This window comes from Streptomyces fildesensis (assembly GCF_016107395.1).
GTDB classification, from domain to species: Bacteria; Actinomycetota; Actinomycetes; order Streptomycetales; family Streptomycetaceae; genus Actinacidiphila; species Actinacidiphila fildesensis.
On record NZ_JAAIKO010000016.1, the window covers coordinates 121,688 to 148,051 of the forward strand.

At 69.7% G+C, this 26,364-nt stretch carries 24 protein-coding genes and 1 pseudogene; 12 read left to right on the forward strand and 13 right to left on the reverse strand.

Translation table 11 applies throughout. The features are described 5' to 3' along the window. Positions 1 to 135 precede the first annotated feature (135 nt). Positions 136 to 960: an alpha/beta fold hydrolase gene (locus tag C6N31_RS22125; RefSeq protein ID WP_138351675.1), complete on the forward strand. Its 825-nt coding sequence runs from the start codon at positions 136 to 138 to the stop codon at positions 958 to 960. 155 nt (positions 961 to 1,115) lie between these two features. Here C6N31_RS22125 and C6N31_RS22130 read toward each other — a convergent pair whose 3' ends face one another. After that, positions 1,116 to 1,418, reverse strand: coding sequence for a hypothetical protein (locus C6N31_RS22130; RefSeq protein ID WP_138351674.1), 303 nt, complete (start codon positions 1,416 to 1,418; stop codon positions 1,116 to 1,118). Between the two features lie 531 nt (positions 1,419 to 1,949). On the opposite strand from C6N31_RS22130, the gene C6N31_RS22135 reads away from it, so the two are divergent. Then, a complete protein-coding gene (locus C6N31_RS22135) occupies positions 1,950 to 3,272 on the forward strand; it encodes a lipase family protein (protein ID WP_138351673.1) in 1,323 nt (440 codons plus the stop codon). A gap of 219 nt (positions 3,273 to 3,491) precedes the next feature. Here the strand turns inward: C6N31_RS22135 and C6N31_RS22140 are convergent, their stop codons facing one another. Continuing rightward, a complete protein-coding gene (locus C6N31_RS22140; protein WP_198358020.1) occupies positions 3,492 to 4,184 on the reverse strand; it encodes an amidohydrolase family protein in 693 nt (230 codons plus the stop codon). 94 nt (positions 4,185 to 4,278) lie between these two features. Continuing rightward, positions 4,279 to 5,634 carry a hypothetical protein gene (locus C6N31_RS22145; RefSeq protein ID WP_198358021.1) on the reverse strand — a complete coding sequence of 452 codons (1,356 nt, stop codon included), beginning with the start codon at positions 5,632 to 5,634 and terminating at the stop codon, positions 4,279 to 4,281. 51 nt (positions 5,635 to 5,685) lie between these two features. On the opposite strand from C6N31_RS22145, the gene C6N31_RS22150 reads away from it, so the two are divergent. Next, on the forward strand, positions 5,686 to 5,841 hold the full coding sequence (locus tag C6N31_RS22150; RefSeq protein ID WP_187144680.1) for a hypothetical protein: 156 nt from the start codon (positions 5,686 to 5,688) through the stop codon (positions 5,839 to 5,841). 220 nt (positions 5,842 to 6,061) lie between these two features. Beyond that, positions 6,062 to 6,646, forward strand: coding sequence for a hypothetical protein (locus C6N31_RS22155; protein WP_138351671.1), 585 nt, complete (start codon positions 6,062 to 6,064; stop codon positions 6,644 to 6,646). Between the two features lie 127 nt (positions 6,647 to 6,773). Here C6N31_RS22155 and C6N31_RS22160 read toward each other — a convergent pair whose 3' ends face one another. Beyond that, positions 6,774 to 7,319: a superantigen-like protein SSL4 gene (locus C6N31_RS22160; RefSeq protein WP_138351670.1), complete on the reverse strand. Its 546-nt coding sequence runs from the start codon at positions 7,317 to 7,319 to the stop codon at positions 6,774 to 6,776. Between the two features lie 253 nt (positions 7,320 to 7,572). Further along, entirely contained in the window at positions 7,573 to 8,604 is a 1,032-nt protein-coding gene (locus C6N31_RS22165; RefSeq protein ID WP_138351669.1) for an AraC-like ligand-binding domain-containing protein, read from the reverse strand. Positions 8,605 to 9,066: 462 nt separating this feature from the next. On the opposite strand from C6N31_RS22165, the gene C6N31_RS22170 reads away from it, so the two are divergent. After that, the gene (locus tag C6N31_RS22170) at positions 9,067 to 10,188 is read left to right on the forward strand and encodes an NADAR family protein (RefSeq protein WP_198358022.1); all 1,122 of its coding nucleotides are present in this window, start codon (positions 9,067 to 9,069) and stop codon (positions 10,186 to 10,188) included. Positions 10,189 to 10,328: 140 nt separating this feature from the next. Here C6N31_RS22170 and C6N31_RS22175 read toward each other — a convergent pair whose 3' ends face one another. Continuing rightward, complete coding sequence (locus C6N31_RS22175; protein ID WP_138351667.1) at positions 10,329 to 11,021, reverse strand: DUF899 family protein; 693 nt, start codon at positions 11,019 to 11,021, stop codon at positions 10,329 to 10,331. An 81-nt stretch (positions 11,022 to 11,102) separates the two neighbouring features. On the opposite strand from C6N31_RS22175, the gene C6N31_RS22180 reads away from it, so the two are divergent. After that, the gene (locus tag C6N31_RS22180; protein ID WP_187144679.1) at positions 11,103 to 11,279 is read left to right on the forward strand and encodes a hypothetical protein; all 177 of its coding nucleotides are present in this window, start codon (positions 11,103 to 11,105) and stop codon (positions 11,277 to 11,279) included. Between the two features lie 162 nt (positions 11,280 to 11,441). On the opposite strand, the gene C6N31_RS22185 is transcribed toward C6N31_RS22180, so the two are convergent. The 4 genes and pseudogenes from C6N31_RS22185 to C6N31_RS22200 form a co-directional block, all read right to left on the reverse strand. Beyond that, complete coding sequence (locus C6N31_RS22185) at positions 11,442 to 12,086, reverse strand: dihydrofolate reductase family protein (RefSeq protein ID WP_138351666.1); 645 nt, start codon at positions 12,084 to 12,086, stop codon at positions 11,442 to 11,444. 284 nt (positions 12,087 to 12,370) lie between these two features. Next, positions 12,371 to 12,730: pseudogene (locus C6N31_RS22190) on the reverse strand (transposase family protein); the annotation flags it as partial. Between the two features lie 63 nt (positions 12,731 to 12,793). Next, a complete protein-coding gene (locus C6N31_RS22195; RefSeq protein WP_198358023.1) occupies positions 12,794 to 13,756 on the reverse strand; it encodes a hypothetical protein in 963 nt (320 codons plus the stop codon). A 766-nt stretch (positions 13,757 to 14,522) separates the two neighbouring features. Continuing rightward, positions 14,523 to 14,720 carry a hypothetical protein gene (locus C6N31_RS22200; protein WP_138351664.1) on the reverse strand — a complete coding sequence of 66 codons (198 nt, stop codon included), beginning with the start codon at positions 14,718 to 14,720 and terminating at the stop codon, positions 14,523 to 14,525. Between the two features lie 148 nt (positions 14,721 to 14,868). On the opposite strand from C6N31_RS22200, the gene C6N31_RS22205 reads away from it, so the two are divergent. Then, positions 14,869 to 17,790, forward strand: a complete 2,922-nt coding sequence (locus C6N31_RS22205) for a transcriptional regulator (RefSeq protein WP_198358024.1) — start codon at positions 14,869 to 14,871, stop codon at positions 17,788 to 17,790. A 755-nt stretch (positions 17,791 to 18,545) separates the two neighbouring features. Here C6N31_RS22205 and C6N31_RS22210 read toward each other — a convergent pair. Next, the gene (locus C6N31_RS22210) at positions 18,546 to 19,070 is read right to left on the reverse strand and encodes a transposase (RefSeq protein ID WP_138351662.1); all 525 of its coding nucleotides are present in this window, start codon (positions 19,068 to 19,070) and stop codon (positions 18,546 to 18,548) included. Between the two features lie 362 nt (positions 19,071 to 19,432). Here C6N31_RS22210 and C6N31_RS22215 point away from each other — a divergent pair, with 362 nt between their 5' ends. Further along, entirely contained in the window at positions 19,433 to 20,125 is a 693-nt protein-coding gene (locus tag C6N31_RS22215; protein ID WP_198358025.1) for a hypothetical protein, read from the forward strand. A 320-nt stretch (positions 20,126 to 20,445) separates the two neighbouring features. Here the strand turns inward: C6N31_RS22215 and C6N31_RS22220 are convergent, their stop codons facing one another. After that, complete coding sequence (locus C6N31_RS22220) at positions 20,446 to 21,852, reverse strand: MFS transporter (RefSeq protein WP_244808932.1); 1,407 nt, start codon at positions 21,850 to 21,852, stop codon at positions 20,446 to 20,448. A gap of 101 nt (positions 21,853 to 21,953) precedes the next feature. On the opposite strand from C6N31_RS22220, the gene C6N31_RS22225 reads away from it, so the two are divergent. From C6N31_RS22225 to C6N31_RS22235, 3 genes are all read left to right on the forward strand, one after another. Continuing rightward, positions 21,954 to 22,481, forward strand: a complete 528-nt coding sequence (locus C6N31_RS22225; protein ID WP_198358026.1) for a winged helix-turn-helix transcriptional regulator — start codon at positions 21,954 to 21,956, stop codon at positions 22,479 to 22,481. Between the two features lie 458 nt (positions 22,482 to 22,939). Next, the gene (locus C6N31_RS22230) at positions 22,940 to 23,587 is read left to right on the forward strand and encodes a hypothetical protein (RefSeq protein ID WP_138351658.1); all 648 of its coding nucleotides are present in this window, start codon (positions 22,940 to 22,942) and stop codon (positions 23,585 to 23,587) included. Positions 23,588 to 23,995: 408 nt separating this feature from the next. After that, complete coding sequence (locus C6N31_RS22235; RefSeq protein WP_138351657.1) at positions 23,996 to 24,223, forward strand: hypothetical protein; 228 nt, start codon at positions 23,996 to 23,998, stop codon at positions 24,221 to 24,223. Between the two features lie 228 nt (positions 24,224 to 24,451). Here the strand turns inward: C6N31_RS22235 and C6N31_RS22240 are convergent, their stop codons facing one another. Then, positions 24,452 to 25,951, reverse strand: a complete 1,500-nt coding sequence (locus C6N31_RS22240) for a serine/threonine-protein kinase (RefSeq protein ID WP_232485491.1) — start codon at positions 25,949 to 25,951, stop codon at positions 24,452 to 24,454. A 116-nt stretch (positions 25,952 to 26,067) separates the two neighbouring features. Here C6N31_RS22240 and C6N31_RS22245 point away from each other — a divergent pair, with 116 nt between their 5' ends. Next, positions 26,068 to 26,271 carry a hypothetical protein gene (locus C6N31_RS22245; protein ID WP_198358028.1) on the forward strand — a complete coding sequence of 68 codons (204 nt, stop codon included), beginning with the start codon at positions 26,068 to 26,070 and terminating at the stop codon, positions 26,269 to 26,271. Positions 26,272 to 26,364: the final 93 nt, after the last annotated feature.

Here is a 26,364-nt window from a genome sequence, read left to right on the forward strand (position 1 = left end):
CCTGGTCATCTCCGTGACCACTATGGGACGAGCAGCGTTCTCGGGATCCGGACCCATGGCCCAGGATCGATATGGCACCACAGTCAGATGATGTTCCGGCACCTCACCACATCGTGGAATCCGCGGAGGCGAAGCATGGGCACGGTCACGACACCTGACGGCATCGAGATCTTCTTCAAGGACTGGGGTACCGGGCAGCCCATCGTCTTCAGTCACGGTTGGCCGTTGTCAGCGGACGACTGGGACGCTCAGATGCTGTTCTTCCTGGGGCGAGGCTATCGGGTCATCGCCCATGACCGCCGTGGGCACGGACGCTCCACCCAGAGCGGTGACGGCCACGACATGGACCACTACGCCGACGACCTCGCCGCCGTGACCGCGCACCTCGATCTGCATGACGCTGTGCATGTCGGGCACTCCACCGGCGGGGGTGAGGTCGCGCACTACATCGCCCGGCACGGCGAGAGCCGGGTCGCCAAGGCGGTGCTGATCAGCGCGGTGCCCCCGCTGATGGTGCGGACCGACGCCAATCCCGGCGGACTGCCCAAGAGCGTCTTCGACGACCTGCAGGCTCAGCTGGCCGCCAACCGTTCGGAGTTCTACCGGGCGCTGCCGTCGGGGCCCTTCTACGGCTTCAACCGGCCCGGTGCGGAGCCCTCGGAGGCGATCATCGCGAATTGGTGGCGCCAGGGAATGATGGGTGGCGCGAAGGCACATTACGACGGCATCGTCGCCTTCTCCCAGACCGACTTCACCGAGGACCTGAAGAAGATCACGGTTCCGGTCCTCGTGATGCACGGCGATGACGACCAGATCGTCCCTTACGCCGACTCCGGGCCACTGTCCGCGAAGCTCGTGCAGAACGGCACCCTGAAGACGTACCCCGGATTCCCCCACGGAATGCCCACCACCCAGGCCGAGACCATCAACGCCGACCTGCTGGCCTTCCTGCAGTCCTGACCGCCGTGCCGCTGGTGGTGTCCGCCGAGCGCTCGGCGGACACCACCAGCGGCACGATCGGATGAGTGGGAGTTGCTGCCGGCTTGTCTGCGGTGATGCTCGGCCGCGGAACGTGGTGCCAAGCCGCTGTTCTCCCGGTCGATGGGCCGTTTGGCTCAGGCGGGAGGCGGTGGAGTGCGGGGAGCTTTGAGGGCGAAGTGGTTCAGCACGGTGGAGGCGACCATGAGGATCAGTGAGAAGGCCAGAACAGCCATCACCGGGATGTTCACCCCCAGGCCGAAGTGCAGGGGGTAGATGCTCAGCATGGCGGCTCCGAGGAGCTGTGCCCATCCCCAGGGTTTCGGCCGCAGGACCCGGTGCCGCGCCCAGGGGACCCATATACGGCCGGTGGTGAGAGCGGCGATGCCGCAGCCGCATTCCAGGAGCGTCACCACGCCGAGCAGAACCCAAAGAGCCACGCGCATACCGGTCCTTCCCCGACCCTGAACCGACGTGCACGTCGGGGCATGATCATGCCAGGTTCCCGGGCGCCGAGGGTGGCCGGCCCTGCGGTCGGAGATGGCGCGCTGCCGGGGTGGATGATGTGTGTCGTGACGTCAGGGATGGTTCGCCCGCGGTGGCGGGTTGCGATGCGTAGTGGTGGGTTCTTCCTCGTGGGCGGTGCTCTGGGCATGCTGGCGTATGGGTTGGTCGCGCACCGGCCTGTCGGGGCACTGTCCTGGGGCGGGTTGTTGTTCGGGGTGGTGGTGGCAGCGACTGTCGCCGCACTGTTTCCCGGCCGTGGCCGTGCCCGGCGCTGAGCCAGGTGCCCAGGTGGGCGCGCCGCCGGGTTGGTGCTGGGTGTGGGGGAGCACGTCCGAAGGTGTGGCTGGGTGCCGGGTCGATGGTCAGGATCTATGCGACACCAAAGGTATTAATAGTAACAGTTGGTGACATTATGCTTTCTTCTCTCTAGTCTCTCGTCCGGCATCGAGTGAAGGGACTTGAGCATGAGACAACGGCTATCGGCGATCACTGCGGCCGGTGTGGCCGCGGTGATCGCGCTGGGCTGTGGCACCGTTGCCACCGCCACCACCGCGAGCACGAACCCGGATGGCGGCAAGGCAGCGAAGGGCCTGTGTGCCCCGGGCGTACCGATCGGCCCGGAGGGCGAGAAGTTCTACGATCCGCCGTCGCCGCTGCCCAAGGGCAACCACGGCGACCTGATCTGGGCCCGCCGCGTCGATGCCCCCAAGGGTGCGAGCGCCTGCCGGATCCTGTACCGCTCGACCCTCCAGACCGGTAAGCCCGTGGCCGTCTCGGGCATCGTGGCCTGGCCCGATGCCCCCGCGTCGCGCGCCGGCCGCAACGTCGTGGCCTGGGCCCACGGGACCGTGGGCGGACCGCGGCAGTGCGCGCCGTCCGCGGTGCCGAACCCGGCCACCGACCTGGTGGGCTACTACACCTACGACAGCCCCTGGGGCATCGACGTCGGCGTGCCGGCCCTGACGCAGTTCCTGCGCTCCGGTGACGTCGTGGTCGGCACCGACTACCAGGGCCTGGGTACCCCCGGCGTGCACCAGTACACCGTCGCCGTCACCGAGACGAACAACGTCCTGGACTCCGTCCGGGCGGCCCGCCAGATCACCGCCACCCACGCGAACCGCAAGGCGGCCGTCCTGGGCTGGTCGCAGGGCGGCGGCGCGGCGGCGTTCATCGCCCAGAACTACCGCGCGTACACCCCCGAGACCCAGATGGTCGGCATCGCGGCCCTGGCACCCGCGGCCAACCTGGGACCTGACTTCCGCGGCCTGGTGCTCCCCGGCCCGACCGACGCCACCTCCGCCTCCCACAACGCGGCTCTGCGCACCAACGTCTACCGGGGCTTCCTGGCGGCTTACCCCGAGCTGAATGCCACGGACGTGCTGAAGCCGGCCGGTCTGCAAGCGCTGGGCGGTGACGCTGTGGCGTGCATCGAGCACTTCGCGGACGTGATCCAGAACAACGTCGGCAACGTCGGCCAGCTCGACACCCTGTTCCAGCCGCTGACGGTGGTGCCGGAGGTCTGGCACCAGCGCTTCAGAGAGAACACCGCGGGCCTGGTCGCCTCGGTGGCACCGATCCTGGTGATGCAGGGGACGGCGGACACCGTCATCAACCCGAACTCGACCGACGAGTACGTGAAGCGGGCCTGCAGCTTCGACAAGCCGGTCGAGTACACGAAGTACCAGGGGGCGACGCACCAGACGATCCCCAACGTCGCGGAGCCGGAGTACCTGGCCTGGATCGCGGACCGCTTCGCGGGCCGTCCCGCTCCGTCCAACTGCGCCTGACACCAAGCGACGTAACGACGAAGGCTCCCGGCCGGTGGATCACACCGGCCGGGAGCCTTCGTACGTCAAGGGCGAGTGCCCGGGGTCAGCGACCCCCGCACACCGGTGCGGAGACGGCCAGGAGACCGGCCGATGCGAGAGTTGGGACGGCCTGCAACGTATGCGCGGCGTCGGCCGCGGGCCGCCAAGCCACTGCCACCCGCGCTGACCACCAGATCGTCATCGGCCGTACCGGCGTTCTCGGACGGCCGCCACGACCTTGGCAACCCGGGCGTCGAAGGCGTCAAGGTCTGCCGTCTCGGCCGCGTTGGCGACGAACGCACGTCGGTCACAGAGGACGCCTGCCCGCCAAATCCGTTCGATGGCTCGGGTCGCGGTGATGTCGGTCAACGGGTCGCCGGATACGAGCATCAGGTCCGCGCGCTGACCGGGTGCGGCGTGCCCGCGGTCGGCGAGGTTGAACACTCGTGCCGGAGCGGCGGTCGCGGCGTTCAGCGCCTGAGCGGGCGTCATGCCGCAGCGGCCGAGCAGTTCCAGCTCCCGGTGCAGACTTGCCCCAAACACGGTTCCCGGGTTCGGGGCGTCGGTGCCGGCCAGGATCGTGACGCCCGCGTCGACCAGGCGGCGGACATTCTCCTCAGCACGGGAGTAGGGCGGCATTCCCTGCCCACGCGAGCTCGATGCGCCAGAGGTCAGCCGCCGCGCCTGTGCGTCCCCAAGTGCCTCGGCGAGTCGCGGGTCTCCGACGACAGCGGCGCCACCCGGTTCGCCCAGGACGTTCTCGATGGTGGCCAGCGTCGGGACGACCGCGATTCCGGCCTCTGCGATCCGCTCGGCCAGGGCTCTGTCCAGTTCGCCGTCCACGGGCACATGCGCAACGACGTCGATGCCCGCGGACACGACCTCGCCCACCCCGGCCACGGAGTGGATGTGCGCGACGACCACGCGTCCGCGCTCCGGCAGCACCCGGCCTGGAGGCGCATCCGGTGGTCCGGCCGGGTGCCGGTCAGCTGGTGGCGCGGAGCAGGGTGACGTGGTCACCGCCTCCGGCGGCGCCGCCGTACTGGTTGACGAGCCGGGGGGCGGCACCGGGTGCGGGGGTGCGGTCCTGTCCGGTGCGGGCATCGAGGGCCACATCGGTGGCCTGGGCAGTAGTGCCGTAGACGGTGCCGTGCCAGGCGCCGGTGGCGTCGTGGAGCACGCGGGTGCCGGAGGCCCCGGTGCGGGGGATCTTCCACAGTTGGCGGGTGGTGGCGGTGTCGTACCCGGCGATCCAGCCGCCTTCGGTATTGGACGCGGTGCATACGGTGACCGACCGCTGGTCGTAGACGCAGGAGCCGGCACTGGTGAAGTAGGCGTCGGAGCCGGGAAGGGCGGCGCGCTTGCCGCCGGCGAGGGTCAGGAGGAATTCGGGTTCCCGCTCGTCATGGTCGTTGGCCCGCGCGACCAGCACCCGGCCGGGCCCGAAGGCGGACATCTGCGCCTCTTCCCCGCCGCCGAAGCCGTCCCAGGACCAGCGCTGGGTACCGGTGGAGCTGTCACGGGCACTGACGCCCAGGTCTGTCGCGCCCGCCCAGGTTCCGCTCGCGGAAGCGAACCCGACGGCGGTTTGGTCCTCGACGTGCGCGGCGGCGAAGTTCTTCTGCTTCCAGCGGACCGTGCGTTCGCTGATCCCGATTCCGTAGGTGATCGGGACACCTCCCGCCCGCACGACGACCACCACGGTGCCGGTGTCAGCTCCGGCTACTTCCGCGGTGGGCGCGCCGGCACCCGAGCTGCGGAATCCGTCGGGCAGGTCGGTGTCGGCCAGTGGCCAGGTGGCCGACCAGGTGGTGCGGGCGGTCGACGCGTCCAGGGCCAGTACCTCGACGGCCAGCGTGCTCGTCTGGGTTCCGGTGACGGGTGGCAGGGTGATGAAGGCGCCGACAGCGGCGGTGGCCGACCCGATACGGATCAGGGAGGGGGCTCCGGTGGCTCGCCCGGTTCCCTGTTGGGTTTGGGGCTGCTCGTTCTTCGGCCGGATGTGGCCGGCGTCCGCCCCGTCATTGATCCTGACCGCGTCCAGGGCGTCCGGTGCGAGGGAGTACGCGTAGGGGCCGGCCAGCATGATGTTCCCGATGCCCCGCTCACTGAGGGAGTTGCGCGTGACCTCCTCGAAGGTCCGGGGCGGATCGAAGACCGCGGCCTGCGGTTGCGCCGTGGTGGTGTGGGTGGCGGGCCGGGAGGTTGCCGGGGCCGGGGACGGCTTACCGCCGTCGCTGCTGCTACCGCATCCGGACAGTCCCAGCAGGCAGCAGACAACGCCGGGAAGCACCAGGGCGCGTAGGGCCCTTCGCGCCGGTGACAAGGATGCTGCGGCCATTGCTGCCTCCGTGAGTGGACGGTGGTGGCCCGGCAGGCAGCCCGACAGGCCGTGATCGTGGTGGTGTCCGGGCGATCGGTGCTGCGAGCCGTTGGCAAAGAAGCCATCAACACCCTCGACGGCTACTACGGCGACCGCGTCACCGACCACCAGGAGCCGCAGCCAGCACCGGACTTGCACAAAGACAAGGCATTCCCGGGTCAGTAACCGGTGGCCGGGGTGGCTCTGGCGCTGCTTGAATGCGGCGGGCCGGTCAGGGGCCGGTGACGCGACACCTTGGGGGCCATCCATGTCTGATTCGGCGGATCTTGTGTGTTTCCGTTGCAAGCTCGTGCTCACGATCGGGATGTTCTGGCGAAGTGCTGAGCCGCGTCGGCTCTTCCTCCCCGGGAGGTTGTGTCAGGACGACATCCCCATCACCCAGGCAGTGTGGAAGTTTCTCGCTGAACATGTCTACCACCCCGTCGAGTTGCTGGGGGAGGGCGACGAGGACCGGTGGATTACGATCAACCGGGACTTCACCAGCATCGACGACGACGCCGTGGGGAACCCCACGCTCGCCCAGTACATCGGGCACTGGCCGGGCCGCGCCCTGGCCCAGCATCCACGGCCGATGGCCGAGGCCGTCGCGCTGGCCGTGCTCCCACAGGGTTCGCGCGCGCTACGGCAGCAGAGCCTCGCCCCGGCCGATATCGGCGTGGTCCGGGCGCTGTACCGGTCGACCCGCTGGCCCGAGGACCCCAGCGACGAGGTGGACGACGCCGCCCTCACCGAGCGACTGGCGAAGCTGCGAACGGGCCTGGACGCACTGCGAGACGCCGCGCGCAGCGGCGTCCCCGACCTTGCGCGGCCAATGGAGGAGTGCGTACGGATCCTCGCCCCGGCCCACGAATTCACGCACGCAATCCTGAACCAGGACCGGGACGCATACGCGCCTCCCGCCCTGTTCGACGCCGAAAGGGCGCTCGGCCTGATCCACGACTGGGCCTGGAGCGTCGGCCCGGACGAGTAGCCACTACGCGACGACCTGGGGCAACAGTGCGGCGGCCGACCCCGTGAACAGCTCTGGGCTGCGGGCCGCCCATCGATTTCGTCCCTTGCGGACGAACAGTCTGTGGAACCGGTACACGAGGGCTGGGTCAGTGCCAGGAAGGACTGCAGTAGAGGATCACGTCGGTCATGTCCCACAGGCAGGCTCGCGTTTTGAAGGGCGGACCGTCGAAGATCGCGTCGGACCATCTGAGCTCATTGGTGACGACGCTCAGCCGACCGTCCCAATGGGTGCCGCCATCCCAAGTGCGGTCCATGTAGACCTCGTAGTAGTGCTGGGAGATTCCCTGGGTGAAGGCCCACTCGTGGTGGTCGGAGCCCAGTGCCGTGCCGAGTTTGAACCAGCCCGGACCCGCCGTCCATGCCTTGCACCAGTACAGGCCCGCGTCGCCGCAGCCGGAGGCGAGGCCGCTTCGCTCCTTCGCGATGATCGGGTTGGCCCAGGAGCCTGGCTTCGCCTTCGGGTTGTACGTGATGCGGCTCCCGGGACGGGGCGCGGAAGTGTTCGGCGGCGCGGATGTCGGCGCGGATGCCACGGTGCTGACAGGGCTCTTGCTGACGGGATTCGCCGGTGTAGTGGCGCTCGCTGTCCCGACGAGGGAACCGAGTGCCAGCGACGCGGTAGCGACGGACATGAGAGTTCTGCGCCATGCCTTCATGCTCACCTGTGCTTTCGTCGTGGCCCCGGCCGCGTTCGGTGCCGGGGCGGTTGGCCTGCCCCGGACGGAGAATGTTGAGGGGCGCTGTCAGGTGTTTCGCTTCTCTCCAGTGTTTCCCGGCGTGCCGCGGCCGTCATTGGCCGCCTGCGCAGGAAGCGTTGACCGTCTGCGCAGGCCGGACTCCGGACGCCGACGGGCGGCACGGGTCCGACTCGTCGGCGGCTCGGGGTCAGCTTCCACCGCTGCCAACGGCCGGATCCTGGAGATCCGCGCGGCGCGCGGCGTTGGCGCGCAGCGTGGTATTGCGATGTTCTCCGGGTGTCAGGCCGTACGCCGTACGGAATGCGCGGCTGAACGCCGCCGCGTCGACGAAGCCCCATCTCGCCGCGACGGCGCGCACGGGCAGGAAGCGGAGGGCGGGTGCGACAAGGTCGGCGTGGCACCGTTCGAGCCGTCGCCGCCGAATACTTGCGGACACCGTCTCCGGCCGACTGCGGAAGAGGTGGTGCAGGAGCCGCACGGAGATGTTGTGCCGCGCGGCCACGGCGCCCAGGCTGAGTTGTGGGTCGGCGAGGTTGTCGTCGATGAAGGTGTCGATGGCGGAGAGCAGGAGCTGGTGCCGCGTCTCCACGGGGAGCCGCTCCTGTGCGCCGATCCGCTCGGCCAGAAAGCCCGTCGCCAGGTCAATGCCTATCGCTCCGAGGCGTTTGCTGCTCGACTCGTCCAGGGCGGATGCCTCCTGGACGACGGATTGCAGGTACTGGGCGAGAACCCGGCCCATCCCTGACGCTGCGGGCATCCTGCGGGCGAACAGCTCTCCGACCCTTCTCTGCGGGAGGGGGACGAGTGCTTGGGGCAGGTGCAGGATCAGAGCGCGAGACACGCCGCCCTCGGGGCTCCCCATGGCATGACCGCTGTAGGGGCGGGACGAGGTCCACATCGCGAAGTCACCCGCAGACAGGTGCGTTTCGCCACGATCCTGGGTGACGCGCATCGCGCCCTCCAGGATCAGCGTGAGTTCGAGAGTCTGCGGGTCGGAGCGCCGGACGAGTTGCGCGGGCCGTTGCGACTTCAGCGGGGAGAACGTCATCGTGGTCACTTGGGCAGCGCCGAGCGTCAGGAATCCGGCGTGACCGGCGAAGTCCGGACCGCAGTCGCTGCTGATCCGCGTCGGCGCCACGCCCTGTCCCACGACCTCACGCCACCATTCGAACCTGTGCTCCGGTGGCAGACCGGCCGTGTCAATCTCCGCATAGGCCATGTCGTCCTCGTCTCGGTGATCGTCCCTGCCGCATCAGCTTGCGACCACGCGGGAATGGCACCACGGCCACAGTGGCTCCTTGGCCGAACTCGCTCCCCTTTTCGGCCGGATGGGATCACGGAGCCATCCCGGTGCCGCGCCCACCGGCGGTTGCGGTCGAACACGACGAACGGACCCCGCCTTCTCGCCGCCGCCTGAAAACCGTCGGCCACCTCTGACGCCGCCGCCGAAATCGCGCCGGCCGAGACTGGTTGAGGCAGTTCAGGCCCGCGGTTGAGATGGTCGTTCTTCACCCAGCGTCGGGTGATGTTCGACTTCTTGCCCGATGTGCAGGTGACGGGACAGCAACCTGCGTAGGCGCTGAGGCCGCGGGCATCGGCAGGGTCTGTCCCTGGCAAGTCGCGCTGCCATCCCGGAGGAAAATGACCGACCGCTCGGTGATCCCTGCGGCACAATCACCGGATGACCGGCAACCGGATCACCTATCGCACCGCGGACGGCGTCCGCATACCCGGCACTTGGCGACACGCCTTCATCTGCAACGGCGGGACCTACTTCCTCACTGACCTGTTCATCTACGCCGACGGGCTCATCGACTGCTGGGGCCTGGTCACCGTCGAGGAGTTCCAGGACAAGCTCCGGAGCGGCTGGGTGGCCACCGGCATCCCCGACGGTGCCGAGGCATCCGCGCACGATCTGGGCGGGTGGAAGATCAGCCAGCCACGCACCTGGCTCACTCCCGAACTGGTGGTTGCCGAAGTAGGGGACACCATCGACCAGCTGAACGGGCGTCCGGACTCGACTGGCCGTTGCCTCGCCGCTGTCGACACCTTCCTTGCCGACCGAACAGAGGAGAACCGGGCCGGAGCCCGCGCCGCGTTCCTGTCCATCCCGGTGTCGTTGCGCCGCTACGCGCTGGGTGACATGGACTTGAAGGACTGGCCGCTGCGGGTCCTGGTGGCCGGCCCCGGCGGTGAGACCTATATCCCGCTCGATCAGCCGATCACACAGGAGGACTACGACTCAGCCGTCGCCTACTTCGAGGACCGGGCCCGGTGGATCGCCGAACGGCCCACGCGAGTCCCTGCGGACGGACCGGTAGCTTCGCACGCTCCGGCACTGAAGCTCTACCACTCGTATCCGAACAAACCGGTGGCCGACCCGGGGAGGCAGGCCCTTCGCAACGACTACCCTGCCTCGATCGTCGTAGGGGAGATCAGTTACCTCTCCGTCGCCCATGCCTATTGGGCTCTGTCAGTCGCCCAACCCGAAGCCCGAGCCATGATCGTGACGGCGGACACCTTCTCCACAGCTCGCAAGCTCGCGACCGCGGCACCGCGCCGAGAGGGTTGGGAGCAAGCACGGACCGCCGTCATGACCAGCCTGCTGCGCGCCAAGTACGACCAGCATCCCGACCTTGCCGAGATCCTCCTGGCAACGGACGACACAACCGTGATCTACGACGACGCGGACTCGGCATTCTGGGGCGACAACGCCGGCCAGGGCCGCAACTGGACGGGCCGCCTCCTCGAACTCGTCCGCTCCGAACTGCATGCGCGGCGGACCGGAATCTCGGGACTGTGACCGGAGTGCGCTGCTTACGCTCCCAGTCCCCGTGACAGGCGCCGTGGTACGGCTCATCAAGGGCAGACGGCACTGGTGATGGCGGTGGCGGGCGACGGAAGATGACGCGCGCTCCCTCGTCGTCCTGAACTCCCGGCGCCTCAGCGGTCGCCGCCGTACGCCGCCGCGATCTCTTGCGGTGTCGCCCAGCGGCTGTAGGTCGGTGACTGGGGCCAACCTTCGGGGGAGTCCTGCCACTCCTCCTGGCGGCCGTAGGGCAGAAGGTCGACGAGGGCGAACAGGTAGCTCAGCTGCTCGGTGCCGCGGCCGTCGGTGTGCCAGGTGCGGTAGACCGTGTCACCGTCGCGCAGGAACACGTTGACCGCGAACCCGCCGTTGGGCGGGGCACCGATATCGCTGCCGAACGTGCTGTTCGCCGTTGAGTACCACGTCATGGTGTTACCCACCTTGCGCCGGTAGGCGAGCGCCTCGTCGATCGGACCCTGGGTGACGATCACGAACCGGGCGTCGAACTTCTCGACGCCCGCGAGCCGGGTGAACTGGGAGGTGAAGCCGGTGCAGCCCCCGCACTGCCACTCAGCGCCCTCATGCCACATGTGGCTGTAGATGATCAGCTGCGGGTGATCGCCGAAGATCTCGGCGAGCCGGACGGGGCCCTCCTCCCCCTCCAGCACGTAGTTGGGCATCTCCACCATCGGCAGCCGGCGGCGTTGGGCCGCGATGGCGTCGAGCTCGCGGGTGGCGGCCTTCTCCCGCACGCGCAGAGCGGCCAGCTCCTTCTCCCAAGCGGAGGCGTCGACGACAGGGGGCAAGGCGTTGTTGCTGGTGGACATGGTTCCTCCGAGCGGTCGGGTGCCCTTCTGGAAGTACCGACTCCCCGTCCGGCCAAAACTCATCGGTCGCCCCTCGACGCTTTGACCCGCCGGGACCCTGGCACCACCACCGGACGACGAACCGACCAGTCGCCCGTCGGTTCGTCGTCCGAAGATCTGCTCATTCGCCTGGAGTGGGCCCGGGACCTGGTGGCAGCAGCCCTGAGCGAGGTCAGCGCCACCGCGGCCCGCGAGCGGCACCCGAATCCCTCCGACTAGAGACCACTGTCCCCCCGCCCCTGCCGCCGCGGCACCTGTGGAGCTGCCTGCGGGATGCTCCTTTCGACCGGGACAGGTTCTCCTAGGACCCCGCACACCCCGCCCTGGCGACTGCGTGCTGGGACCTTTTCACAGCTGTGAGGGGGTGTCGTGGTGGACCGGTCACTTGCGCCAGAACAGGTGGTGCGTCACCCCGCTCGGGCTGGGAACGACCTCCAGGTGGAACCGGTCGAGCAGTTCATCGGGGGAGTCCCAGAGTCGTACTCCGGACCCGAGCTTCACCGGTGAGACAGCCACGTGCAGGGTGTCGACGAGGTCGGCGTCGAGGAACTGCCGGATGGTGGTGGCCCCGCCGCCGAGTCGGACGTCCTTGCCCTGCGCCGCCTCACGGGCCTGTTCGAGGACCGTGGCAGGGTCGCCGTCGACGAAGTGGAACGTGGTGTCGGACAGGGTGAGCGAAGGACGCGTGTGGTGGGTCAGAACGAATACCGGGGTGTGGAACGGCGGCTCGTCACCCCACCAGCCCTGCCACTCATGGTCCTGCCAGGGCCCGCGCTGGGGCCCGAACTTGTTGCGGCCCATGATCTCGGCGCCGATGTTGCGGGGGAAGTCCCGCGTGAAGTAGTCGTCCAGGCCCCGGCTCCCCCCGGGGTCGGTGCGCATGGGCCAGCTCGCCGTGGCACCGGCCCATGCGAACAGCCTCCCGGGATCGACATGACCGAACGGCCTCTCGAGGGTCTGGTCCTCACCGGCACCGATCCCGTCACTCGAGACGCCGAAGTTCTGGACTCTCAAGAGCTGCGCCATGGGTTCCTCCTGTGGTGGGGGCGATAACAGTGGTGGGACTCCCCGGGCCAAGCAAACTCATCGCTACGTTCGTGACCGGTCAGAAACTCTGCTCACCAGCGTACCGACCTGTGAGGTTTGTGCGGTTTGGGCAGGCTCACCGTCGTGAGGTGTGTCCCTGGTGGAGCCTTCCAAGGTCCACCTGGTCATCGAGGCTTGAGCAGGTGTTCTTCAACTCGCTTCCTTGGACTGTGTCCGGCTGGCGGGGAGCGGTTGATCCTTGTTCCGGAACGGGGTACGCATGCTGCGATGGTGTGGTCGCGCGATGGGGACCAGGGTACCGTCCACGATGAGCACAGTGGCCCTTGCGAACCGCTTGCGGGCCGGAGCGCGAGTATCGGCCCGAGGTGGTCAATAGTGCGGTCCGCTGCCGATTTGGACACCCCGAACAGCTGGGCGAGCTGGCGTATCGTCAGGTTCGTGCGCCAGTAGGCCGTAACCAGCAGTGCCCGGTCCTCCAGGGGAAGACTCCACGGCCGGCCCTTGCGGACCGCATCAGCACCCTTCCGCCGCGGCGCGGTCACCAGTCTGCCGAACAGGCGCGGGCTCAACCCGCCGAACGGCGCAGTCCAAGACGGCTCCGATACCGTGATCACACCAATCACAGCAAGATCGTCCCACCCTCGACCGGGCGCTTCAGGAGGCGGCCGGTCGCCCCTCTGAGGCACTCAGCCCTCGAGCCCAATGACAACCTCGGGCAGGGCATGGGACTCGGGGACGCGGATACGCGCGCGGACGAGTGTCCGCATCATCCCCGCGCCTGCCACCACAGCGCAGAGATTCAGCACCATCGCGACGGTGGGGTTCTCCGGCGGCATGATATCGGCAGGATCGGCCACCGCTACGTACAGCATGAGGGGTACCTTCCAGGCGCTCCATGCGAACAGTGAGCCCGATCCGACCCACCCGAACACCAGTGGGATCCAGCGCGGCAACCCGGCAGGACGCGCCCGGGCGACCGTCCAGACGGCAGCGGATCCGGCCAGGTCCCAGAATCCCCATACAGCGGCCAAGACGTAGCCGTCGGTGTTCCGCTCGGCCGGGTGGGTGATTCCCAGGGTGCCTCCGGCGGCCCAGTAGAGCCAGACCAGGCCGACCGCAGCGCCGACGACAGCCGCCCACGGCGGCGGCGTACGCGGACCGTCACCGACGCGCCCGGCGAACGCATCCGGCCAGCGGCGCCGCAGATACGCCGGGACGGCGACAGCCAGTCCCAGCCCCATTCCCACGAAGCTGAACTGGACGAGTAGGCCCTCCCAGACCGGCATGGCCGGGTCGTCACCGCCACCCTGCGAGTCACCGCCCACACTCAGGAAGGCATTGAAGAGAACGAAAGGCAGCACCGAGACGAGGAATCCCGACCCCACCCAGGAACAGAACGCGACGAGCACCCCCGGTATCCGCATCCCCCATGGCCGCACCAGCGCGAGGGCCAGAGCGATCCCGATCGCCGCCATACCGACCGTGACGATGTTGAGCACCACCCACTCCGCCAAACTGAAGCCATTACCGATCGGCAGCACCCCCACTAGGGAGCCGACCACCCACGAGACTTTGATCAGCAAGTACGGCGACAGCGCCAGAGCCGCCGCATACGCCGCGTTCCGCCCGACCCGATCCCAGCGTTCCACCCGAACTCCCCTTCCATCAGCAGGAATCCCAGCCTCCGGCCTTACCGGCCCGGCCACGTCCGCCGCCGGACGTATCTGCCTCCCCCGGGTGGGGGAGGCGGCGAGTGACAACTGAGTACCGAAGGACCACCACGACGAGCCCTCCCGCACAGTGCGGTGAGCGAGCCCTACGAGGAGTGCAACGTCGCCACGTGAAGGGACTGAGTGCACGACCCGCCAACTCGAGGGGCGCTCAGCCGCTTCACCCGTAGCCATCAGTTACGGGACGGCTCTGAGTGCTCGACAGGACTCGATTCGAACGCCTTGGAGCACACGGCCCGGCCGCCACGGCTGATCTCGGCGTCCATCGGGAGGCGGTTGCGCTCCGGGAGTACGAACGTCAGGAAGGTCATGGTCCGGCCCGCGGGGAGCCTCCCCGGGACTTCCTTGAGCGGGGTCGCGTGTTTGGTGTACCGCCGGTGAAGGCGCATGGTCCGCGGATGTTCTCGACGATGCTGACGGGGAGCCACAACGGGTGCGGGTCCGGCGCCGCCCCACACCCACCACGTCGGGCCGGTCGAACGGATCTGGGACTGCGGCGCCGGCCGATCCATCGGACCCCCGGGCCGACGACGGGGACAACGTCCGGCTGGGCGTGAACCTCGCCTGGATCACACCGGAGCCTGACGCCCTCCCCAGCCGCGGCTGCGCGGGCCGTAGCCGCCGCAGTCCGGCCCGATGGTCTCCCGCCGGCGCTCGGGGGGCGGGCGTCGGGCGGGGTATCGGTTCACCGGTGGGTCAGGGCCGAGGCGACGGTCGCGGTCAGGAGGAGGGTTGCTCCGAAGGCCGCGGCTCCGCGGGTGAGGGCCGCGGGGTAGGTCGCGTGGTCCCGGCGGGCCAGGTAGCCGGCTGCCGCCCCGGTCAGTGCGGCGACCAGGATGGTCAGGGCGCATGTGAGGAGGAGCAGGGCGCTGTGATCGGACACGGTGGCGGTCCCCTTCGGCGTGGTGGTGGAAGTCGCCCGCCGACTTGGCGGTGCAGCCCAATATGGGCAAAGTCGTGTTCAGCGGTGTGCGGCCGGACGAAGATGAACAGCGATGAACAGTCGGCATGGCTAGGGCGGGTCGGGGGGCGTGAGCGCGGAGGAATTCCGGGAACCGGCCGCCGCGCTGACCGAGTTGCGCGCGCGCCTGGAGGCAGCGCGGATCGCCAAGCGCCTCGCGAAGTCGGCGCTCGCCGGGCTTGCGGGCTTGGGACGAACCACCGTCAGCGCGGCCTTCAGCTGCTCGGCACCGCCACCTTCGGCGGAGACCGTGTACGCGGTGGCGCGGACCCTCGGGCTCCAGCCCCGCCCCCTCATGGAGCTGCATGCCCTCGCCACGCGTGCGGCGGGGGTGCCATCCGCGAGCGTGACGCAGGCGGCCGGGCTCCCAGCGGCTGGACGCTCGGCGGCCGGGCTCCCGGCGGCCGGCCCAAGGCCGGTGCGCGCTGGTCACCAGCCTGACCATGCCGACGAACGCGAGGCCGCCCGCGCCGACGAACGTCCGGTGGTCGGCGTCGTCGGACGGCCCATCGCGCAGTGCCGTCCGCACGACCTCGGTGTCCACCCTGCCGTGGACGCCCCACGACACGCGAGCGACTACCACTCGCCACGCCGGACCGACCGCCAGCCGCGGACGGAACCCCGGCTGCCCGGCTACGTACGCCGGCCGCACGACGCGGCGCTGGCCGATCTCGTCGCCGCCGCGGCAGCCGGCCGCAGCCGGATGGCCGTGCTGGTCGGTTCCTCGTCGACGGGCAAGACCCGCGCGTGCTGGGAAGCTGTACAACCCCTCGCGGAACAGGGCTGGTTGGTGTGGGACCCCCGCTACCCGTCGCATCCTGAGGCGGCACTGGCACAGACGGAACGAGTTGTGCCGCATACGGTGGTGTGGCTGAACGAGGCCCAGCACTACCTCGGAGCCGGCAGCGGAACGGGCGAACGGCTCGCCGCAGCCCTGCACCTGCTGCTCACCGACCCGGCCCGCGCCCCCGTCCTGGTCCTGGGCACCTTGTGGTCCTCGTACTCCCGGGCCTATTGCGTCCTTCCCGGAAGCGTCGGGCCGGACCCGCACCCGCAGGCGCGACAGCTGCTCGCCGACCGGCAGATCGTCCTGCCCGATGCCTTCGACCGGAAGTCGATCAAGGCTGCCGAGGCCCTGGCCGCCGCCGGCGACGAACAACTCGCCCATGCCCTGCAACACGCGGGCGACGGGCGGCTGGCCCAGTTCCTGGCGGGTGCGCCCGAGCTGCTGCGCCGCTATCGCAGCGCCTCGCCTCCGGCGCGCGCACTGCTGCAAGCGGCCATGGACGCGCGGCGCCTGGGCGTCGGCCTGCACGTTCCCTTGGCGTTCCTCGTCGAGGCGGCCGAGGACTACCTCACCGACGACGAGCGGGACGCCCTCGAAGACCACTGGTTCGAACAAGCCCTCGCCGATACGGGCGAGCCCGTCCACGGCAACCTCGCCCCCCTACGCCGGGCCCGCCCCCGTACGGTCCGCGAGGGCCCGGACGGAACGGGCGGACCTGGCGGTTCACCGGCGGTGAACGGTCCGCCGGCACCGGCCTGCCGACTGGCGGATTATCTCGAGCAGCATGGAGCCGGCGCGCGCCGACGGCTGTGCCCCCCGACGTCGTTCTGGGCGGCCGCGCACGAGCACCTCGGCGACCCCGACGAACTGCGCCTCCTGGCCCGGGCCGCCGGCCACCGCGACCGTGCGCTCTGGGCCCGCCGGCTGCTGGCCAGGGCCGTCGAAGCGGGCAGCACGGAATCCCTGAGCCGTCTGGCCGAGCAGTTCGAGCAGTCGGGGGACCGGGCGGCCGCCGAAACTCTGTACCTGCGGGCTGCGGAGGCGGGTGACCGCGACGGCCTTCTGCGGCTGGCCCGGGAACGCGAACGGGCCGGGCGATGCGAGGAGGCCGAACGCTTCGCACGGCAGGGCATCGATGCGAACCGCGGCTTCGTCCTGTACGAACTCGCGATGCTGCGCGCGGAAAGGGGAGGCCCCGCCGGGTGCGAGGACCTGCTGCGTCAGGCCGCCGCTGCGGGTCACGACTACGCCCTCGAAAAGCTCGCCGTCAGCCGGGAGCGGGCCGGAGACCTCGCGGAGGCACTGGTCCTCGCCCGGCTGGCCGCCGACAGCGACCAGCCGGGCGTGCTGCGCCGGCTGGCCATGGACCGCGAGTTCGCCGGCGATCTCACGACGGCCGAGGCCCTGTTCTGTGAGGCGGCCGACGCCGGTTGCACCTATTCCCTCTACTCGCTCATCGCACTGCGGGAGAAGGCGGGGGACAGGGCCGAAGCGGAACGGCTCGTGCGGCAGGCCGCGGACGCCGGTGACACCGACGCGCTGCGGCGGCTCGCGGCAGTGCGCAAAGCGGCCGGCGACGTCGTCGCAGCTGAGAACCTCTTCCGCGAAGCGGCCGACGCGGGCAGCGTCGCGGCCCTGGACGGGATGGCCTTGCTACGCGAGGACCTGGGCGATCACGTTGGCGCCGAGCACTACGCGCAGCGGGCGGCCGACGCGGGCATGACCTACTCGCTGTTCCGACTGGCCGAGAAGCGGAAGAAGGCGGGGGACCGGGACCGGGCCGAGGAGCTCGTTCTGCGCGCGGCCCGGGTTGAGAGCGTCCGGACGAGGGCACTGCAGGAGATCGCCCTCCTGCGCGAGGAGACCGGGGACCGCGACGGCGCCGAACGGGCTGCGCGACAGGCGGCAGAGGCCGGCAGTACCCAAGCCCTGGTCGAGCTCGCGGACATGCGCGAGAGGGCCTCCGGTAGGTGTGGCGGTGACGGAGCCGAGGAACTGTTCGAGGAGGCAGCCGCCGAAGGTGATCCGTACGCGCTGGGCCGGCTCGTCAGGATGCGCGAGGAAGCCGGCAACCACGAGGAGGCGGACCGCCTCGCCCAACAGGCCGCCGACGGAGGCGACACGGCAGCGCGGAAGCTGCTGGACGGACTGCGGGCGAAGCGGAAGCGCCGTCGCGGTCGGCCGTCTCTCTCGGAGATTGCCTGACCCGCTACGCCTGGCACCGCACCTCGCCGCGTTGCCGGAAGCCCGAGTACATCCAGTATTCGGGCCTTCCTCCACCTGGTGGCTTTGGAGGTCAGTTTTGGGTTCTGGCACAGATCTTGGGGAGCGATCGCGGAGAGTCATCGTGGTGTTCGATGATGTGGGAGGTTGAGCCTCGGATCCATGCCTAATGTTCTGCCTCACCCAACTTTGACTGTGGTCCGACGATGCTGGCATCCCACGCATGGACCTGTGCTGGGTCGAGGTGGAGCTCGTACGGGGTGCTGCATTCGCTGATCTCTGTTCCCACCGCAGCACCACATGGGCACAGCTGGTTCATGCCGCCCTGGCCAGTCCAGCCGCAGCAGCCTGCGTGATCCCCCTCAAGGTCGGGCAGCAGATCTGGTGCGTCGTCGGGATGGAGAACGATCGTGTTTCGGGGGCCTGCGGATATCAGGTACCCGTCTCCGTCAGGATCGCCGACACTTGGCCCTCCAGGAAACACCGCGACGGGTTCGTCGGTCGGCAGGAACGGGGCTCCCCATGGCTCTGGCTCCAGGGCGTAGTGCCCCATGTGCATCGTGGCCGGGGCCCGACGATACCCGTCGGGTCCGATTCGACCGTCGAACGCTGGCCTGACCAGGGTCTCGGACAGCTGCACAGCTCTGGTCAGAGGGCGGGCGCAGGCGGCACACACAAAAGTGATCACACGAGGTTCTAGCCCGCCCAACCCGCATCAGCAAGAGGATATTGCCGCGCTACTGCAGCAGGATCATCTTCCGGAGCAGGTGGGAACCAGCTCGCCCGTCGAGCTGCCTCTTGATCTTCCTAATGCGGTCCACGGCGCCCTCGATGCTGCCGGAACTCCAGTCCAGGGTGAGCCTGGCTGTCACGGCGTCGGGGTCTCGGAGCAGGTGGAGTGCGAATCCGGTGAGGCCGGGCAGCCGGCTGGCATCGACTGCGTCGATCCAGGTGGGCAGTGTGGAGCCGCGGCGGTCGGTGGGTATCTCGCCGAAGTCGCGGACGTGTCCGGCGGCCTTGTCCAGTTCGGGGCAGCGGGTCAGAACATCTTTCAGGCCGGCGCGGTCTTCCTCGGTCAGGGTCATGGGGTGCCGGGTGAGCCAGCCGGTCACCTGCCGCACCGTCGGCGGTCGGGTCGGTACCCCGGACGTAGTCCCGCGCAAGGTGGCAATGTGGGCGCGGACCATGCCGTACGTGACAGGAGCGTGCTCGGCAACCAACTCGCTGTGCAGTCGGGTGACGCTGGTGCATCCGGAGGTCACGGGACTTGGTCACCGCCGGGAGCCGGACGTGCGGTTCGGATCGGCGCGTATCGGCTGCTCCCGTCGCGGGATTCCGCTCAGTGCGACGCAGACCGGTCGACCCCGAACCCCTCACCCACCGGGTCGACGGGGCTGGGACATCCACCATCCGTGACGCGGTCACGACCGGGTGGTCGACCGCAACCATGGCCGGCGGTGCGGCGTGTGATCCGGTGGGGCGGCTTTCGTCCGTCCCCGACCGGAAGGCGAGGGGGCCGATGACGCAGGAGCAGACCGGGGACACGACGTCGCAAACGAGACCGGGCACGAGGCGGCCCAGGACAGTGCGAGGCCATGTGCTGCGCTGGGTGTTCCGTTTGGTCATGGCTGCCCTGATCCTGCTGCTCGCCATGCGCACCTACGAGGAGACGGGCGTCGCGCACGCACGGTCGAACGGAACGCTGCACACGGCCGAGGCCACCATCACGAAGTTGACGTCCCATACGACGAGGGGGAGAGACGGCGGAGGGCAGGACGGCGGCAGCCGCGACTGGACCTTCACCACCAAGTACACGATCGAGCTGCGGGTCGGTGACGAGACGAAGGCGGTGGACGGCGTCCCGGACGATTCCGTGAACGACCTCCACAAGGGACAGCGGGTCGAGGCGGGCCTGTGGCACGGGCGGGTCGTGGAGATCGACGGATGTGACGTGTGGCCCGGCTGGCATCCAGGGGGATGGGACATCGCGCTGGTCGTGCTGTATCCGTTGATCATGGGGTATCTGATCGCCCTCTCCACGGCCGCGGCCGCGTACCTGGCCGGCCTCGGCGGCCGGGTGCGGTTGGAGCGGCAGCAGCGGCTGGGGCCCTGCGGGTCCGGGTTCCTCGTCGGAGTGGTGGCTATCTTCGTGCTCATCGTGTGTGCGGCCTTCGGGAACGGCATCGCGTACTGGCCGGTCGTTCCCGTTGGCGCCGGAACCGCCGCCGCGCTGGTCAGGCTGAGGGGAGCGCTGCGGCGGGCCTGGGCCACCCATGTCGCTGACCCACCCAGCGGAAGCGCACCGACCCAGATCTGATGGCCCGGGCCCGGCCGCGTAAAGCTCTGTGGTCCGGTTCTGCACAACCGCGCCAGCGCGTCCGTCCTGCCCAGTTCGGTTGAACGCCACTCGACATCCGGCCGCCATACCGGATCGGTTTTCCACGCCATGGACCAAGTCGAGCAGGGTCGGGAGCCAACCGGGTCAATCCGGGGCGGAGCCGGGCCACCTCGCGCGACTCCACCTGCTACGCCCCTGCCGCCACACCGCCTACCAGCGGCGGCCCCTTTCGGGACCCCATTGGCGGCCTTCGGGCGAGTGCGAGTCCCGTCCGTCCATCGACGGACGGGACTTGGTCCTCAGGCGGCGCCGGCCTTCGTGGCTTCCGCGGCCTCTGCGACATCGGCCGCCTGGGCGGCGGCCGGTCGCGGCTTGCGGACGAGCGGGAGCGTCGCGCACGCGGCGAGCAGGGACGCCGCGGCGATCGCGTACCAGCCGTGCTGGAACGCGGCGACAGCGTGTCCGGGGGCCGGGGTGCCGAGGATGCCGATCAGGATCGCGACGCCGAGGACCGCGCCGATCTGGCGGCCCATCGAGGTGATGGCCGAGCCGGTGGCGAAGCGGGCCGGCGGCAGGGCGGCCGCCGACGCTCCGGTCAGGACCGGGATGGTCATGCCGACGCCGAGGCCGGTCAGCATCATGCCGGGCAGGAGCGAGGCCGCGTAGGCCGAGCCGGTGTCGAGCGTCGCGGCCCACCACAGGATGCCGGCCGCGAACAGGACACTTCCCGCCAGCGCGATGCGGCCCGCACCGAATCTGGCGACGGCGGGCCCGATCCGCAACGCGACCGGTGGGACCAGCAAGGGACCCGGAGCGATGGCGAAGCCGGTTGCCAGAGCCGAGTAGCCCCACACACCCTGGCACCACAGCACCGCGCCGAGCAGCATTCCGGCGAACGCGACGCTGAACAGTGTCAGGGCGGCCGCGGCGGATGCGAACGCCGGAACCCGGAGCAGCGGCAGCTCGACGATCGGCACGGGATGGCGGGCCGAGCGCAGGACGAAGCAGACGCCGAGCAGCACCGCGGCAGCCAGGCTGCCGAGGGTGCCGGCGCTCGTCCAACCCCAGTCGGGCGCCTTGACCAGGCCGAGCGAGAGCGTTGCGATCGATCCTGTGAGAAGGGCGGCGCCGAACAGGTCCGGCAGCGGACTCTTCTTCGCCCCGGCGCGTGCGGGCGACGGCAGCACCTTGACGCCGAGCGCGAACGCCGCGATCCCCACTGGCACGTTGACGATGAACACCCAGCGCCAGCCGGCCTCGACCAGCAGCCCTCCGGCCACCGGTCCGAGTCCGGCGGCGATCCCGCCGATCGACGCCCAGGCCCGCACCGCCCCGGCGCGCTTCTCGGGCGCCGTCGTGTCGAGCAGCAGCGCGAGGGACGTCGGCATCAGCAGCGCAGCGCCGGCGGCCTGCACGAGCCGTGTCGCGACCAGCGTCCCGACGTTGGGAGCGAGTGCGCAGCCGACCGAGGCGAGGGTGAACACCGCCAACCCGGTCAGGAAGACCGGCTTGTGGCCGGAGCGGTCGGCGACGCGGCCGGCGACCACGAGGAGCGCCGCGAAGACGATCGCGTAGCCGTTGAGGACCCAGGAGAGGGAGCCGAGGCCGTTGCCGTCGAACGAGCGGCCGATCGCCGGGAGGGCCACGTTGACGATGAAGAGGTCGAGGTTCGACATGAAGACCGCGGCCGCGACCGTCGCGAACACGGCTCGGGACGCCCTTGGTGGGTTTGAAAGTCCAACTATCATGGATCGGAGGCTAGTCGTGTGGGTTTGAAAACGCAACGGACGCAGGAGAGGATGGGGACATGACCGCCGACACAAAGCAGGGCGAGAGTTCGGTTCCGCACCCCGAGGTGCCCGGCCGGCCGTGCTCCGCGGCCGCCGCGCTACAACTCGTCGGCGAACGCTGGGCCCTCCTGGCGATCCGCGAGATCTTCTACGGCAACCGGCGCTTCGACCAGATCGTCCGCAACGCCGGCGCCCCCCGCGACCGCCTCGCCGCCAGACTGCGCGCACTGGCAGAGGCGGGCGTGGTCGAGCGCCGCGCCTACAGCGAGCGCCCCTTGCGCTTCGAATACCACCTCACGGAAGCCGGCCGCGATCTCGCACCGGTGATGCACACGCTGCTGGCCTGGGGCGATCGCTGGGCGGTGGACACTCCACCGGTCGTCTTCCGGCATCGCAGCGGCCCCGGCTCCGAGCACGACGCCGAGCACGACCTCGATCTCACGTCGACGTGCCGGACCTGCGGTGGGGAGGCCGGGTCGGGACGCCTCACGATCGACGTGCGGGCGCCTGGATGGGATCGGGCCGGGCCGATCGAAGGCTCCTGAACTCGGCCGCGATCAGGCGTGAGAGTCGCCTCGATTGGCCGGATAGGCAGCGCAGCCCCTTTGAAGGGGAGCGCTCTCAGGTCACTGACACGTCCTGGTCCGCGCGATCGCGGCTCCCGCGGTAGCACGCGTGGTTGCTGCCTGTGGTGGCGCTCTGGCCGTTGCCGAGGTCCGCTTACGGTACGACCGACACCTTGACCGCCTCATGCGACGGCGGCTGACCCACGCGCTGTGCTCGGTCTGCGCAAGGGCCCTCACCGGCTGGGACTTGGCGGGCGATCATGTCGGGCTGCTCGGCGATTTCGGGTCGGGGATGACGGCCGGCCGAGGGTGCTCGTGGTCGCCGATCCGCGCGAGCCACTCGGTGGCGATCGCATTCCGCCGCGCCGCTCCCATGGCGTCAGGAGTAGGTGATGCTGTGTCATAGGTCGAGCGACAGCAGGAATTCGGGGGACGCCATGGCCTACGAGGGAATCGTTGCGGCACCGCGGCTCCACCCCTGCCCGAGCTGCGGCCTCACTGACCGGATCTCCGGGGTCCCGGCGGTGTACGTGGCAGGGCGGAACCAGGTGAACATGGTCGTCTCCAGGACGGACGACCGGATGGAGCACACCGAGACGCGCCTGGTGACCACGGCCCTGTCGGACGCCCTGGCACCGGCGCCCACGGCACCTGCTGGTGTCTGGACGGGCTGCCTTGGCGTTCCCCTGCTGGTGGTGGCGATCGGGACGTTCATCGGGGGCGCGACCAGCGGGCACTGGTTCGGCGGCTACCCGGTGCCGCCGGCGGGTGCCCGGCTCCCGGCCGAGGCCCACCCCACCTACGCCTACCTCGGCGTCATCTCGCTGCTCGCGCTGGTGGCCGCGGCGAGCCTGATCGTCCCGGCCGTGCTCCGCGCGATCGACTTCGGGCGCCTGGTGGAGGCGGGCCGTCCGGCCGCTGAGCGACTGTGGTCGCGGGCTTGGTACTGCGGGCGCTGCGGAACGGTGTACTTCCCCCCACGACCGGGGGACCCGGCCGGGCCGCTCACCTTCGCGGACTTCAGAGCGGTGGTCTGGGCAGCAGGGGGTTACGGGCATCTGGCCCGTCCACACCGCACCCCGTGAAAGTCGGCTCGCGGCGCGGGTTGTCCCGATGAAGACCGTCTCGCGGTCGGGGTCAGATGTTCGGCCGCGGAGACGTCGCGCAGAGTCCGGATCCCGCAGGTGACCTGGGACCTCTTCAGCCTCGTCGCGGCGACGAACTGCCGGGTGTGCAGCCTGGCGGGCGGGCTTCGATCAGCGAGGTAGGAATCGCCGGGCGCCGCAGAGGAGTCGGTCGCAATCCTCGACGAGCTGGACCAGGTGCGCTGTTCGCCGACGCCCTGCCCGTGCTCGCGGTGGCGCCGGCCGACCTGGGACTCCGGGGGCGGCCGAAGTCACCACCCGGGCCCTGGCGATGATGCGGGAGCAGGCCGCGATCAACCCCGTGGCACGACGGGGCGACCTTGCCCTGGCACTGACGTCCCCGACCGGGTGCGGGCCGAGGCCGCGATCGACCTCGCCGAGGGCCTGGCCGCCGTCACGGAGGCGGTCGGCTTCATGCGCGAGCTCATGGCCGAGGTCCAGCAGCCGTACGCGCCCGCCCGCGCGGAGGCCCACGCCCTGGATGGCCGGCTGCGGGCGATATCGCCGCCGTCCAGCGACGGGTGGCTGGGCGGCGGGCTCTGGCAGACTTCCCGGATTGAGGTGTCCGGAGGATGATCAACCGCACTGCGAGGATCGCTGGGACAGGGACCTAACCGGACGCGTGTCCCGGCGGTGCTGCTGCACTCGGTCGTGCGCGGCCCTACCCCGCCTTCCGGGTGAGTGCTGCGCCGGCCGGGACTTCGCCGGACAGTTGGCCCAACAGATCGCTGAGGCCGCTCGCTCCACCCCATTTCCCACGCTGGCCAAGCCGACGCCTTGCGGTGAGCACGAGCGCGCGCGGCATCAGGGGCGGCGGCAGGCGCCCGCTGTGGTGCCGCCTCCGGCGGGTCGGCAGATGTAGACGATGTCGGCCGCACGATGGCTGAGGTATCGGCCCACGCACTGGTTCGGCGTTGTGCGGCCGCGCTCCGCACAGAACGCCACGGCCGCGCTCCCGTTCGCGTAGGGGCCAGGAGCGTAGACGACCCAGTAGCCCGCCCGGAGCGAGGCGAAGGCGTCGCTGCGCAAGACGATGGCCTCCGGGACCTGGCGGCGCACGATCGTCAGCTGCCGGTCACGGGCAACCGGCCCCGAAACTATCGGCTCCGACCACAGTTGGGCTATCCAGGTGTCTGCAGAGTCCTCGCCGGCCGGACGGTTGTCGGCGGTCGCAGTGGTTGGTAGCGGGCCGGTCGTGCGCTCCGGCGCTGCGACGCTTGTCGGCAGGGTCGGCAGGGTCGGGGTGGTGGTCGTGGCGTGCGTTTCGCTCTTGCTCGGGGCGGCGCTTGCGCTGGTGGTCAAGGAGGCAGGCGGCGCCTGACCTTCAGTGCGCTCGGGTCCGCCGTTCCGCAGTGCGAACACCAGAACGCTCACGAGCGCTGCGATGACGATGACGGCTCCGACGGCCAGGACTTCGGGCCGCTTCCGCCTGCTTGCGGGTACGGGTCGAGGGGAGTCGAGTTGTGTCGGTGAGTGCGTCAGCACCGAGCTCGGCGTGGCCGCTACGGCGTCCGCAAGCATCGCATCCAACCGAGATGCGTCAGGCCTCATACCGGCGTCCTTCGAAAGGAGTTCGGCCAGTACGGGCCCCAGTGGCCCGGCCCTTAGGGGCCGTGGCACCGGTTCGTCGAGAACGGCGGCGAGGGTGGCCAGAGTGTTGGGACGTCGCATGGGGCTTACGCCCTCCACCACAACGTAGAGCAGCATGCCCCGCGACCACAGGTCACAGGCGGGATTACCCTCCTCGCCGCGGATCCGTTCGGGGGCCATGTATTCGGGAGTGCCTATGAGGTGGCCGGTAAGGGTCAAGGCCGTGGCGTCCTGGACAGCAGCGATACCGAAATCGGTGAGGACGGCCTGGCCGTCCGTGCGCAGCAGGACATTCGCCGGCTTCACGTCCCGGTGGTGGATGCCCACCGCGTGCGCGGCTCGCAGGGCTGCTAAGAGGTTCCGGCCGATCCCGGCCGCGATGTGCGGCAGGAGCGGAGCGGTGGCGATGACCTCCTGCAATGAGGGTCCTGGCACCAGCTCCATCACCAGCCACGGATAGGGCCCCTCCTCTACGACTTGATGAATCGTCACCACATGTGGATGGCTGAGCCGTGCCAGCGCGCGCGCCTCGCGCAGGACCCGCTCGCGCAGAACAGGGTCGGTGGCCGGGAGGTCTGCCGTCAGGACCTCCTTGAGTGCGACCTGGCGCTGCAAGATCATGTCCCTGGCGCGCCATACCGTTCCCATTCCGCCGGCGCCGAGCCGCTCCAGCAGCTCGAAGCGCCCATCGATGACATCACCTGCATCGCTCAAAAGCCCACCCCCTCCACCCCTTCGGAGAGTAGCGGTGAGCCGCGCACCGGGGAGGCTTTCTATCCTCAAAGGGTCCATTCCGACACAACCTTGCAGCACGGGCGGACCGGGTTGTCATGCGCACCATTCGCAGCCACCGCATCGCCCTGGGCCCCACTCTCGTCGGCACCGACGCCCACCGGTCCGACAACGCCACCAGCGCGGCCATCAGCATGCGGAGCCCCGCGCACAGACCGCAGCGCGAAGTGTTCTTCCGCGCCCCCATGGGCATCTACCGCTGCCCAACTGGTTGCTGCTCCCCGATCAAGCCGTCGCCGTGATTGCGGCTCGTGCTGCTCCCGCCCGCGCCGGCGATGGTTAGTACTGCAACCGCATGTGGGGGTGGTGGCCTCGGCGTTGGTAGTGGCATCTGC